Genomic DNA, 12228 nt, shown 5'->3' on the forward strand with positions numbered 1-12228 from the left:
AGACTCTCCTTTATTCGCAGCGTGAATGCTCAACCTTTCTGATATTGCTTAAAGCGCTGTTGTAACTGGCGCAGCTGATCGATACGGGCATCGTAGCGCGCCTGTTTCAGGCTGCCGAGCGGCACCTGTGCGCTGGCGCTGCCAAGCGCGGTGATCGCCTGATCGAGCTGGCCATTCAGCGCCAGACTCTCTGCCCGCGCCGATAACTCTTCATCATTCAGTCCCTGCTGTGCAGACGCCTGGGCCAGCAAATCCCAGCCGTTGGGATCATCTTTATTAGCCCAGGTGTAGCGATTCAGAATGCGGCTGGCATTGGCATACTGTTTCGCTTCAACGTAGGCATTGGCCAGGTTGAGCTGCACCACCGGGCTGTTTTTTGCACTGGTGGCGGCGCTGAGCAGGGCGATCGCCTGTTGTGGCTGATTCAGGCCGATATCGATATCTGACATAAGATCCAGGAACCAGACGTTATTAGGCTGTTTCGCCAGCAGCGGCGTCATAATCCGCTTCGCATCGGCAAAGCTTTTCGCCTGCAAAAACTGTATGGCTTTGCCATATTGTGACGCCAGCTGCTCACGAGAATTGCCGCTGGCATACTGGCTCAGCAGTTCGTCGGTGAGCTGATTACGCCCGGTGGAGTACATGCCCAGTGAACGCACTTTTGCCAGATAGAAATCTTCTGTAGATTGCACCACCACCGGCCGCATCTGGTTAGCGCGGTTGCGGGCATCCGCCAGACGGCTGTCGGGCAGGGGATGCGTCAGCAGAATTTCAGGAGGCTTCGAGGAGAAGCGGCTCTGATCGGCCAGCTTCTGTAAAAAGTTCGGCATCGCCTGGGGATCAAACCCGGCGCGCTGCAGTACCTGAATTCCGATGCGGTCAGCTTCCTGCTCATTACCCTGGGTAAAACTGATTATCCCCTGCTGAGTTCCCGCCAGGGTGCCGGTCAGTGCTGCCATGCCCGCCTGCGGATTGGCCATCGCCAGCAGAATAGAGCCCAGCGCACCGACCCATGTCAGTGGCGCATTGCGCTTCTGATCTTCCATTGCGCGCGCCAGATGGCGCTGGGTAACGTGTGAGATCTCATGCGCCATTACTGACGCCAGCTGGCTTTCATTTTCGGTATAGCGGAACAGCGCTGAGTGCAGCACCACGTTGCCACCAAAAAAGGCAAAGGCGTTGAGCTCATCGTTCTGAATCAGAAAGAAGTGGAACGGGGTTTTCACTGAGTCGGCATGCGACACCAGTCGCTGACCCAGCTGATTAATATACTGATTAAGCAACGGATCGTTGATCAGCGGCGCACTGGCACGCAGCTGGCGCACATAAAAGTCGCCCATCTGCAGTTCCTGATTAATCGACAGCGTCGAACCGGCCGTAGTGCCAATATCGGGAAGTGAATCACTGACATCGGCATAAGCAGGTGACAGAGTAGTGAAAATGAGCGTCGGAAGGAGCGCGGCGATCAGCGTTTTCTTTAACCGGTTCAACATGCCTTAATCCTGTAGAGAGGCCCTGAAAATGGACAGGTGCGCAGCGGGAATGTTCCATTTTTCGCAGATAACGACGGTTCGTGACTATCTTAACCAGAGCATCAAAAGAATGAAATGTCGTTTTCTGGCAAACGACCAACGTAATTTGTGCAAGATCGCCCATTTTGACGAAAAAAACTGAACATCCTGCCAACTTAAACCGCGGTTAAACGAATAAAAACCGGCGGAGTATCGCCGGGTTTGTGAGCGGTTAAGTAATGCCTTATTCATTTATTCCCAATGCGCTTCGGCAGAATAAAGCAGAATCTGCTGCCGCGCAGATTTAGCCTGTGAGCGGATTTTTTTAAAGTTATGTAAATTCACTCAAAAAAACTGACTATGGCATGAGTTTTTCCAGGTCTACTCTGAAAAAATAGCCCTCTCTGAGCCGTGAATCTCCTCTTCGCCATTGATAAATTAAATCGTAGCTCCCGCCTTTATCCTGCTTATTCCAGCTACGCCTGGCTGTTATTTATTGCTGTTAATGTCACAGAAATGGAAAAAAGCACAAAAAGTCAGGTCCATTCTTATTAAGACCTTTTTTTCCTCATAATGAAACTTTTCGATTAATACGGAAGGTGAATAATTTCAGCAGTTATCAGCCGCGCGCTGACCTGAATTTACGCAGGCGAGAATTATGCCTGCGCTGTGATATAGATAGCCGACCTGATTCAGTCCTGAATCTGCCAGCCATTATTTGCCGGAGAGAAGTGTTATGCGTTCAGTTGTTTCATACGCGTTAATCGCCATTATTGGCGGAGTCGTTGGCGCGGCTGTCACACAGAGTGGCGAGATTTATGACAAAGTGACACGCCATTTTGCAACCGAGCCACAGGAAGCCCCGGGATTCTGGAGTACACCGGCGATTGAAGGTTACGGCAAAATTCATTATGAGCCCGACGCTGCGTTTAAACCGGTGGCAGGCCTGAGCAATAAAATTGTTTTTCAGATTACCCGAAGCGATGGCGCGATGACCGCGCCCAATCTGGGACTGGAGCGTGTGGCGCGCGTGGTGAATTTATATATCGCCTCCGGCATTCCGGCCGATCAGCTGAAGTTTGTCGTTTCGGTCACCGGCGATGCGACGCCCGCCATGCTGGATAACGCCCATTTTAAAAAGTTTTATGGCATCGAAAATCCAAACCTGAAGCTGATTAATGAGCTGAATCAGGCGGGAGTGAAAGTCTCGGTCTGCGATCAGTCCGTGGCATTCCATCACTATCCTAATAACTGGATTGATAAATCTGTGGTCCATGCGCTTTCCAGTCCGACCACCGTATCAACCCTGCAAAACCAGGGATACGCGTGGCTGGCAATGTAATTGATGTTTTAAACGATCGGGAGAAGAGTTAATGCGTCCAGCAGCTTTAGTGGTGATGGCAGCCGTAGCGGGATTTATCGGCGGCAATGTTTTACAGTTGCCGGAATTATTCGATAAGGTCAGCGGGAAAATGGCGGATAATAAATCCGAACCTGCTGATTTCTGGAGTACGCCAGCGATTGAAGGCTACGGAAAAATACATTATGTCGATACGCCTGCATTTAAACCCGGCACGACAGCGGGCCTGAGTAATAAAATAGTATTTCAGATCAACCGCAGTGAAGGGGATATTCGTAAGCCGAATCTCGGTCTGGAGCGCGTAGCGCGCGTCACCAACCTCTATTATGCGGCAGGTGTGCCACTCGACCAGCTGAAATTTGTGGTGTCAATTAACGGCGACGCGGTTTCATCAGCGCTGAATAATGACCAGTTCAGCAAAGCCTACGGCGTCGATAACCCGAACCTGAAGCTGATCAGCGAGCTGAAAAAAGCGGGCGTTCAGGTCACTATCTGCGATCAGTCAGTGGCGTTTCATCAGCTTGAGCGCAACTGGATCGACCCGATGGTCACTCACACTATCTCCAGCGGCACCACCGTTGCGACCCTGGAAAACAGCGGTTACGCCTTCCTGATGCTTTAATTCCCCCACAGCGGCGTCACTGCCGCTGTCACCTGCCCGTCAAATTCCTGTGATGCCCCTGTCATAGAACGCCGCTAGTGTTGTCGCAATGAGATCGATCTCATCGACAATAAACGAGGCAGTCATGACCGATTTAATCAGCGTAGCCAGACTGGCAGGGGTCTCCCGCGCAACCGCTGCGCGCGCCTTTTCTGACCCTCATCTGCTAAAACCGGGCACGCTGCAAAAGGTGCTTGCCGCCTCGGAACAGATCGGTTTCCGCCCGAATCATATTGCCCGTCAGCTCCGCACCCAGCACTCCACCACGCTTGGCGTCCTGTTGCCTTCGCTGCTCAATCCGGTTTTTGCCATGCAGTTACAGGCGATGGAGCAGCAGGCTCGTCTGGCGGGATATGGGCTGCTGGTAGCAACCAGTGATTATCAGGCTGAGCGGGAAGCGGCGATTGTCGAACATATGCTGCACCAGCGTGTCGCCGGTCTGGTACTGACGGTGGCAGATGCCGACAGCAGTGCGCTGCTGCCGACACTGGCGGCGGCGAAGATGCCCTTCGTGCTGACCCACAACGTACCGCAACAGCACGAATGGCCCGCGCTGTGCGTAGATAACCGCAAAGCCATTGCCGAAGCGACCGCCCATCTGGTGTCACTGGGCCACCGCCATATCGTGATGGCTGCGGGCCCTATGCAGCAATCTGACCGCGCCCGTCTGCGCTATCTCGGCTACTGCGATGCCATGCAGCAGGCCGGTCTGACGCCACAGGCGATGATTGAGATGCCCAGCCATATCCAGTCCGATTTCCATCCGTTGCTGCCGCTGATTAATGCACCTTCGCCGCTGACGGCGGTGATTTGCAGTAACGATCTGCTGGCTATCAGCCTGCTGGGCGCCGCTGCGCGTGCCGGCGTCAGCGTTCCGAATCAGCTCTCCGTGGTCGGCTTCGATGGCATTGAGCTGGGCGAACAGCTTTCACCTTCACTGGCCAGCGTGGTGCAGCCGATTGCGCTAATGGGCGCGCGCGCCATTGACCTGCTTCTGAATCCCGTCGGCGGTAAAACCCATCTGCTGGCTCATCATTTACGTCTCGGGGAGAGTGTCGCCCCGGCATTTCATGGCTCTTTTTCAGGGAAACATCATGTCACTCACCGTTAACTTCAAACCTATCGCCAGCGCTGCGCTGCTGGCCGGATGCACGCTTGCCTCATCGTGGGCGCAGGCGGCTGAAAATGCTATCTGCTACAACTGCCCGCCAGAGTGGGCCGACTGGGCGACACAGCTCCAGGCGATCGAAAAAACGACGGGCATTCATGTGCCGCAGGACAATAAAAATTCGGGTCAGGCGCTGGCGCAGCTGGTTGCCGAGAAAAGCAATCCGGTCGCCGACGTGGTCTATTATGGCGTCAGCTTCGGCATTCAGGCAGTCAGTGCAGACGTGGTCAGCGCTTACAAACCGGCAAACTGGGATCAGATCCCGGCAGGCATGAAAGATCCTGCTGGCAAGTGGGTGGCGCTGCACTCCGGTACCATGGGCTTTATGGTCAATGTTGATGCGCTGGGTGGCGCGCCGGTGCCGCGTTCCTGGGATGATCTGCTGAAGCCGGAATATAAAGGCATGGTAGGTTATCTTGATCCGGCCAGCGCCTTTGTGGGCTACGTTGCAGCCGTCGCGGTGAACCAGGCGAAAGGCGGCAGTCTTCATGACTTCACCCCGGCCATCAACTGGTTCAAAGCACTGCAACGCAACCAGCCGATTGTGCCTAAGCAGACCGCCTATGCCCGGCTGATTTCAGGCGAAATCCCGATTCTGATCGACTACGACTTCAATGCCTATCGCGCCCGCTACAAAGATCACGCCAATGTGGAATTTGTGATCCCCAGCGAGGGGACGGTCACGGTGCCTTACGTCATCAGCCTGGTGAAAAATGCGCCGCATCCGGCCAACGGTAAGAAAGTGATCGATTTCGTGCTGTCAGATGCCGGTCAGGCGATCTGGGCTAATGCCTGGCTGCGTCCGGTCCGGGCGGGCGCGATGTCACCCGAAGCGAAGAAATATTTTCTGCCTGACAGCGACTATGCGCGCGCTCACACGGTGGATTATCAGCAGATGGCCGATGCGCAGAAGAGCTTCTCCGCCCGTTACCTGAGCGAGATCCGCTGATGTCACTCTCAGAGATCAATCCGTTTGCTGCTGGCGACTCAGTTCGCCACCGCCTTCGGCCGCTGGGGGCAAACTGGCCGTGGATGCTGCTGCCTGCGCTGCTGTTCTTTGCTGCCTTCTGGCTGTTGCCGTTTGCTCGTCTGTTGCAGATCGGTATGACGGAAGATCGTACAACTCACCACAGCGGCTACTGGACGGTAATCAGCCAGCCGCAATATCTGCAAAGCCTGCTGAATACCGTGCTGCTCTCGGCAGCGGTCACACTGGTGACGCTGCTGATTGCTGCGGTGGTGGGCTGCTTTCTGGCACGGCAGCGCTTTACCGGGCGAGGCACGCTGCTGGCGCTGCTGACCTTTCCGCTGGCCTTTCCGGGCGTGGTGGTGGGATTTCTGATGGTCATGCTGGCGGGGCGTCAGGGTGTTCTGGCGCAACTCAGTCTCAGCCTGTTTCATGAGCGCTGGGTCCTTGCTTATTCGCTCAGCGGCTTATTTATTGGCTATCTCTATTTTTCGCTGCCGCGCGCCATCGTGACGCTGGTGGCGGCCAGTGAAAAGCTGGACCGTTCGCTGGAAGAGGCCGCCCGATCGCTGGGTGCCAGCCAGTGGCGCATCATCATTGACGTCATCATTCCTGGGCTGAAACCGGCGCTGCTCTCCTGCGGCGCGCTCTGTTTCGCCACCAGCATGGGCGCCTTTGGCACCGCATTTACCCTTGGCACAGAGCTCGCGGTGCTGCCGCTGACCATTTATGGCGAGTTCACTAATTACGCCAACTTTGCCACCGCAGCGGCGCTTTCGGTGGTGATGGGGGCGGTGGCCTGGCTGGCGCTGATGCTGGCGAACGGACTGGCTGCCCGCCGCAAGGAGACGGTATGAAGCGCCGGGGTTTGTTCTGGCTGCAGGTGGTGATCACCAGCCTCACCGCGCTGTTTATGATTGTGCCGGTTGTGCTCTCGATGCTGGCGGGCGTCACGCAGAACTATTTCACTGGCCTGCGCAGCGGCCTGACGCTGAAATGGGTGGAACAGGTGTGGCAGATGTATGCCGACACCTTCTGGCTGTCGCTGCTGATCGCTCTGAGTTGTCTGGCGGTGACGGTTATCGCTGGCGTGCCAGCCGCCTGGGGCTTACTGAAATCACCGTCACGCTGGGCCAGCCGCATTGAGGAGTGCCTGATGCTGCCAGTCGCATTGCCGGGCCTGGCCACCGCTCTGGGCATCATTCTGCTCTATGGTCAGTTCAGCGCGTTGCGCGACAGCTGGCTCTTCATCCTGATCGGCCATGTGCTCTTTACCTTGCCCTTTATGATCCGACCGGTGCTGTCGGTGATGCAGGCGATTGATCTGCCGCGCCTTGAAGAAGCCGCCGCCAGCCTGGGGGCGGGCTTCTGGCGCCGCTTCTTTACCGTGGTCGTCCCGAACTGCCGCAACGGCATTCTGGCGGGCGCATTTATGGTGATCACCCTGTCGGTGGGGGAGTTCAACATTACCTGGATGCTGCACACGCCACTGACCAAAACCCTGCCGGTCGGTCTGGCCGACAGCTACACCTCGATGCGACTGGAAGTCGGGTCCGCCTATACCCTGATCTTTATTATGATGATTTTACCGCTGCTGCTGTTGCTCAACGCCTGTAATCACTGGCTGGAACGGCAATCTTCGCGGCAGCAGAGAGAGGAAACCGTATGAATGAGGCCGTCAACGTGACGCTGAGCCACTGCTCGCGTCGCTTTAATCAGCAGGTCGCGCTGCATCCGCTCGACCTGCAGGTTCACGCCGGTGAAACACTGGTATTGCTGGGGCCGTCAGGCTGTGGCAAAACCACGCTGCTGCGTATTATCAGCGGTCTGGATAGCAGCGATCCCCCGGGAGAGATCTGGTTTGACAAGCGTAACGTCACCGCGCTGCCGATTGAGAAACGCAACGTTGGCATGGTGTTTCAGAACTACGCGCTGTTCCCGACGCTCAACGTGGCGCAGAACGTCGCCTATGGTCTGAAGGTGCAGGGCGTGCCACGTGCCGAGCGTGATGCGCGGGTCGCGGAAATGCTGGCACTGGTTGACCTGACACATCTGTCCCACCGGGCGATTGATAAATTGTCCGGCGGGCAGAAGCAGCGGGTGGCGCTGGCACGTGCGCTGGCCGCCCGGCCTAAAGTCCTGTTGTTCGATGAGCCGCTGGCGGCGCTTGACGCCAGGCTGCGCGATCGACTGCGGCTGGAGATCGGCGCGCTGCTCAAGCGGCTGGCGATCACTGCGGTTTACGTCACCCACGATCAGCAGGAGGCGATGGCGCTGGGCGATCGCATCGCGGTGATGGAGCAGGGCCGTCTGGTGCAGCTCGATACTCCGCAGGGAATTTATCAGCGCCCGGCCTCCCGCTTTGTAGCGGATTTTGTGGGCGCCGTAAACTGCATTGCGCACGATCCCGACGGTCATCCCCTGCGTTTTTGCCGCCCGGAAGATGTGCTGCTGGCCGACGACACCCGCTATGCCCAGCGCGGTGTGGTGGTGGGCAGTACGTTTCTTGGCGCCTCGCAGCGCTTACTGATCGATATCGGGCTGGATAACCCCATTCAGGTCGAGCGTCATGCCCGCGAAATCTGGCAGGCGGGACAGCGCATCAGCTGGTCGCTGACCCGCCAGGCCGCGCTGGAATTTAGTTGCTAAGGAGTCTGTTGTGTCTGTTCAACCCACAGTCATCGCGCAAATCAGCGATCTGCATATCAAGGCTTTTGGTCGTCTCTCTTATAAACAGGTCGATACCCATGCCGCTTTACTGCAGGTTATCGATACCCTTAACGCGCTGCAGCCGCGCCCCGATGTGGTGGTGATTACCGGCGACCTGGTCGATTTTGGCAGGCCGGAAGAGTATCAGACGCTGCGCGAAGCCCTGCAGCGCCTCCAGTTGCCCTTTTATCTGATGGCGGGCAATCACGACGATCGCGAGGCACTGCGTGCTGCCTTCCCGGATCACACCTACCTGCAGGCGGGGCCGACCCTGAACTGGCAGCTTAGCGTGGGCGGCGTCAGGCTGCTGGCCCTGGACTCCAGCGTACCGCAACAGCCGTGGGGGGAGGTGGATGAGCAGCAGTTGCAATGGCTGGATCAGGCACTGCGCGAGGCCGCGGATCAGCCCACGCTGGTGATGCTGCATCATCCCCCTTTTGCCTGTGGCATTGCGCATATGGATCGGCAACGGTTACGCCAACCTGAGGCACTTGAGGCGATCATTGCCCGCCATCCGCAGGTTGAGCGGGTGCTTTGTGGTCATCTGCATCGCAGCCTGCAGACCCGCTTTGCCGGAACCCTGGCCTGTGTCGCACCCGGCGTGTCGCATCAGGTGGCTCTGGATCTGCACCCGGAGGGGCCGGCACACTTTATTCTGGAGCCGCCCGGCTTTTTGCTCCATTGCTGGCAGCCAATGCAGGGAATGGTCACGCATCAGTGCGCGATTGGCCACTTTTCGGGACCCTGGCCATTTTACGATAGTCAGGGGTTAATCGATTAGTGCCAGCTAAATCTGTATTAAGCGGGGTGATATTTGTCTTAATGCTGCTCAAAAATGCCGACACAGTGTAGACTTAAGCCCGGCTATCAGGGCTTCTGGCACACATTAAAAAAATAATCAGGCATTCACGACATGACACTCTTCTCCGGGGCGGCGACGCCATGTTAAAGCTCTTTCGGCCCAAGGCCGACTTGCGCAATCTGATCGCCCTGCTGGTGATTGTCAGCATTGTTATCACGCTCGCGAATACGCTCTACGCCACCTGGCGGGTGCAGCGCCAGGTGCTGATTGACACCACGCTTGAGGCTAACCGGGCCTATGCCGCCAAGCTGGCTTCAACCAGTGAAATCTTTTTTCAGCTGGCGCAGTCACAGTTGCACTACAGCGCCAATCAGCTAAGCCGTGACTTTAATAATGAAGGACTGCTGAATAGCGAAGTCAATCGTCTGCGTGAGCAGACTACCAGTTTCAACTCGGTTGCTGTGGTGGATGAGCAGGGCGCGATCAAAGCGATCTCGCCCGAATCCCTGACGCTGAAAGGGATGCGTGTCACCAGCGACGCCTCCCGCGAAGCGCTGACGTTGCGGCAGCCGATCATCAGTAAACCGACCCTTTCTGCAGCCAATAATCTGCTGGTGTTTGTCTCCTGGCCAATCTGGAGTCCCGATGGCGACTATCTGGGCTACATCGGCGGCACGATCTATCTGAAGAAAAAAAGCATTCTGAATGCGCTACTGGGTGAACAATTCTACCGTGATGGCACCACGGTCTATGTGCTCGACAGTAATAATGAGGTGTTGTATCACCAGAATCGTCAGCTGATTGGTAAAGTTCTGCCCGCCATCGTCAGTCCGCGTGACGAGCAGACCAATGGCTCGCTGATGCTTGCGGGTGCAGGTGAGTCCACGCAGCTGGCGGGCTATGCCGTCGTCCCGACTACCGGCTGGACGGTGGTGGCGCTGAAGCCGATTAACGTCACGCTGAACCCGCTTTCAGGCCTGTTAATGAAAGTCCTGAAAAACTCGGTGCCGTTCGCGCTGCTGACCCTGCTGGTTGCGTTAGGGCTGGCACGGCTGATTGCCCGACCACTGTTCCAGCTGGCCCGCAAAGCCAGCCGGATGGATGCGCAGGGCGTATCAAAAGAGATTGGCGGCATCAGTGCCTGGTATTTTGAGGCGGCGCAGGTCAAGCGCGCGCTACTCACCGGCATCGGACTGGTGCAGGACAAAATCGGTCGTCTTAGTTCGGAAGCCCAGACCGACCCCCTGACTCAGTTGCTGAATCGCCGTGGTCTTAATGCGGTACTGGAGTACTACCGCACGCTACGCCAGCCTTTCTCGGTGCTGGCGCTGGATATCGATCACTTTAAAAACGTCAACGATAGCTGGGGCCACGATGTGGGTGACCGGGTGATTCAGCAGGTCGCTAGCACGCTGCGTGCCAGCGCCCGTCAGTCTGATGTGGTGTGCCGCAACGGCGGAGAGGAGTTTCTGATGCTGCTGCCGGGAACGGCGCTGGATGAGGCGCAGATTATCGCCGAGCGCGTGCGACTGGGTATTGCAGAAGCCTGGCTCACCGACGTGGGACGCATTACCTTGTCTATCGGCGTCGCGGCCTGGAATGGTTCGCAGGATGTCGGGCTGGAAGGCAGTTTAAAACAGGCGGATGCGGCACTCTATGAGGCGAAAAATGCCGGGCGCAACTGCGTTATCGTGGCCGCCGCGTAATCGCGTTAACTCACAGTGTTTCGCAACGGCAGGATAAAAATGGGTGGGGAAGGGGAAGTTAAGCAGGGCGCGGCGTTAAGGCTACCGCGCCCCTCAACATCAGGCTGACTTGACGTAATCCAGCACCATGTCGTGGTGATTCGAGGTCTTGAAGTTATCAAACACTTTTTCGATCCTGCCCTCAGCATCTATCAGGAAGCTGATGCGATGAATGCCGTCATAGGTTTTCCCCATAAACGTTTTTTCACCCCAGACGCCAAACGCCTGGCAGACTTCATGGTTTTCATCGGAGAGCAGGGTAAAGTTCAGCAGCTCTTTTTCGACAAACTTTGACAGTTTTTCCGGTTTGTCGGTGCTGATGCCCAGCACTTCCACGCCCGCTTTTTTCAACTCATCCATGTTGTCACGCAGACCGCACGCCTGCACGGTGCAGCCTGGTGTCATCGCTTTCGGGTAAAAGTACACCAGAACGCGCTGTCCCTGGAAGTCGGTCAGATTCACGTGTTCGCCGTCCTGATCGGGCAGGCTAAATGCGGGTGCAGTATCTCCGGCTTTCAGTGGATTCATTACATCTCTCCATTTTCTTATTCAGGCTGTGGGTAATACACCATCCGGTCAGAAACGGCCAGAGGGAAAATTACCATCAGGGGGTATTTCACCACATAGCCGATCACCTTTCAGTGGCAGTAATGTGGAGAAATAACTCCGGTTAATTGACCAAAGCTTAGCGTACCGCGCTGACAGATTCGCTGCTGTCGGCATCTGACACACTGTAAAGGCGCAGCGTTCCCTGAGCATTCAGCTCCTGACACAGGGTATTAAACGCCTGCTCAAACGGGGTGCCACTGGTTCGCGTCGGACTGTGAGCGGTCATTTGAATATAGAGCGTAGGTGGCAAATTGTGTTGCGCTGGCGTGATGCGCGACACCAGTTCGGCCACATTCATCTGATGCTTATCGATAAGATCGGTAAAGCGTTCAATAATATGCGGCGAATCAGCCACCTCAACCTGAATGAACGCGGTATCGGGCATCGGCGGACGGAGCCGGGCATTGGTGCGCTTCATGACGATCAGCAGTTCCAGCTCTGCCCCTTTCAGTGGCAGGGTCGATTCAATCAGCGTGATCGCGTTCCAGCTGCCCGACAGCAGCATGATAAAGGTGAACTCATCCCCAAGCATGGCAAGACGGCTATCTTCAATATTGCAACCGCAGCTGCTGACGTGTCGGGTAATGGTGTTGACGATACCCGGACGGTCAACACCGAGCGCGGTGATCACCAGATGATGGGGCTGAGATTGCGGCAAAATGGCTTTTCCTCTGCTTTCGCTAATAACCATAAGGT

General features: G+C 56.4%; 12 protein-coding genes. 9 read left to right on the plus strand and 3 right to left on the minus strand.

Going from position 1 to position 12228, the window contains the following annotated elements; genetic code table 11:
• Positions 1-29: 29 nt before the first annotated feature.
• A complete protein-coding gene (locus tag NR201_RS15610) occupies positions 30-1493 on the minus strand; it encodes a M48 family metallopeptidase (RefSeq protein WP_010260049.1) in 1464 nt (487 codons plus the stop codon).
• A 754-nt stretch (positions 1494-2247) separates the two neighbouring features.
• Between NR201_RS15610 and NR201_RS15615 the strand changes: the two genes are divergently transcribed.
• From NR201_RS15615 to NR201_RS15655, 9 genes are all read left to right on the plus strand, one after another.
• Positions 2248-2853 (plus strand): DsrE family protein, encoded by a 606-nt coding sequence (locus tag NR201_RS15615; protein ID WP_010671340.1) that lies wholly within the window; start codon positions 2248-2250, stop codon positions 2851-2853.
• A 31-nt stretch (positions 2854-2884) separates the two neighbouring features.
• A complete protein-coding gene (locus tag NR201_RS15620; protein ID WP_010671341.1) occupies positions 2885-3493 on the plus strand; it encodes a DsrE family protein in 609 nt (202 codons plus the stop codon).
• Between the two features lie 124 nt (positions 3494-3617).
• On the plus strand, positions 3618-4643 hold the full coding sequence (locus NR201_RS15625) for a LacI family DNA-binding transcriptional regulator (RefSeq protein ID WP_132499590.1): 1026 nt from the start codon (positions 3618-3620) through the stop codon (positions 4641-4643).
• Positions 4627-5649, plus strand: a complete 1023-nt coding sequence (locus NR201_RS15630; protein ID WP_033769710.1) for an ABC transporter substrate-binding protein — start codon at positions 4627-4629, stop codon at positions 5647-5649. Before NR201_RS15625 ends, NR201_RS15630 begins: the two co-directional genes overlap by 17 nt.
• Positions 5649-6524, plus strand: a complete 876-nt coding sequence (locus NR201_RS15635; RefSeq protein ID WP_191914178.1) for an ABC transporter permease — start codon at positions 5649-5651, stop codon at positions 6522-6524. The genes NR201_RS15630 and NR201_RS15635 overlap by 1 nt, the downstream gene beginning before the upstream one ends.
• Positions 6521-7336: an ABC transporter permease gene (locus tag NR201_RS15640; protein WP_022624145.1), complete on the plus strand. Its 816-nt coding sequence runs from the start codon at positions 6521-6523 to the stop codon at positions 7334-7336. The genes NR201_RS15635 and NR201_RS15640 overlap by 4 nt, the downstream gene beginning before the upstream one ends.
• Positions 7333-8316, plus strand: coding sequence for an ABC transporter ATP-binding protein (locus NR201_RS15645; RefSeq protein ID WP_256844687.1), 984 nt, complete (start codon positions 7333-7335; stop codon positions 8314-8316). The genes NR201_RS15640 and NR201_RS15645 overlap by 4 nt, the downstream gene beginning before the upstream one ends.
• Before the next feature lie 10 nt (positions 8317-8326).
• Positions 8327-9157: a phosphodiesterase gene (locus NR201_RS15650; RefSeq protein WP_256849948.1), complete on the plus strand. Its 831-nt coding sequence runs from the start codon at positions 8327-8329 to the stop codon at positions 9155-9157.
• Between the two features lie 161 nt (positions 9158-9318).
• Entirely contained in the window at positions 9319-10884 is a 1566-nt protein-coding gene (locus tag NR201_RS15655) for a sensor domain-containing diguanylate cyclase (RefSeq protein ID WP_010260020.1), read from the plus strand.
• Between the two features lie 99 nt (positions 10885-10983).
• Here the strand turns inward: NR201_RS15655 and bcp are convergent, their stop codons facing one another.
• Positions 10984-11451 (minus strand): thioredoxin-dependent thiol peroxidase, encoded by a 468-nt coding sequence (bcp, locus tag NR201_RS15660; RefSeq protein ID WP_010260016.1) that lies wholly within the window; start codon positions 11449-11451, stop codon positions 10984-10986.
• Between the two features lie 157 nt (positions 11452-11608).
• Positions 11609-12190, minus strand: a complete 582-nt coding sequence (locus NR201_RS15665) for a glycine cleavage system transcriptional repressor (protein ID WP_010260011.1) — start codon at positions 12188-12190, stop codon at positions 11609-11611.
• Positions 12191-12228 lie beyond the last annotated feature (38 nt).

It is taken from the genome of Pantoea sp. Fr-CA_6, from assembly GCF_024520895.1.
Taxonomy (GTDB): Bacteria; Pseudomonadota; Gammaproteobacteria; order Enterobacterales; family Enterobacteriaceae; genus Pantoea; species Pantoea agglomerans.

Bases quoted from the DNA above. Each gene is read 5' to 3' on its own strand.
- bcp (WP_010260016.1), bottom strand. From the start codon at position 11,451: ATGAATCCACTGAAAGCCGGAGATACTGCACCCGCATTTAGCCTGCCC.
- NR201_RS15615 (WP_010671340.1), top strand. From the start codon at position 2,248: ATGCGTTCAGTTGTTTCATACGCGTTAATCGCCATTATTGGCGGAGTC.
- NR201_RS15655 (WP_010260020.1), top strand. From the start codon at position 9,319: ATGTTAAAGCTCTTTCGGCCCAAGGCCGACTTGCGCAATCTGATCGCC.
- NR201_RS15640 (WP_022624145.1), top strand. From the start codon at position 6,521: ATGAAGCGCCGGGGTTTGTTCTGGCTGCAGGTGGTGATCACCAGCCTC.
- NR201_RS15645 (WP_256844687.1), top strand. From the start codon at position 7,333: ATGAATGAGGCCGTCAACGTGACGCTGAGCCACTGCTCGCGTCGCTTT.
- NR201_RS15625 (WP_132499590.1), top strand. From the start codon at position 3,618: ATGACCGATTTAATCAGCGTAGCCAGACTGGCAGGGGTCTCCCGCGCA.
- NR201_RS15635 (WP_191914178.1), top strand. From the start codon at position 5,649: ATGTCACTCTCAGAGATCAATCCGTTTGCTGCTGGCGACTCAGTTCGC.
- NR201_RS15610 (WP_010260049.1), bottom strand. From the start codon at position 1,493: ATGTTGAACCGGTTAAAGAAAACGCTGATCGCCGCGCTCCTTCCGACG.
- NR201_RS15620 (WP_010671341.1), top strand. From the start codon at position 2,885: ATGCGTCCAGCAGCTTTAGTGGTGATGGCAGCCGTAGCGGGATTTATC.
- NR201_RS15630 (WP_033769710.1), top strand. From the start codon at position 4,627: ATGTCACTCACCGTTAACTTCAAACCTATCGCCAGCGCTGCGCTGCTG.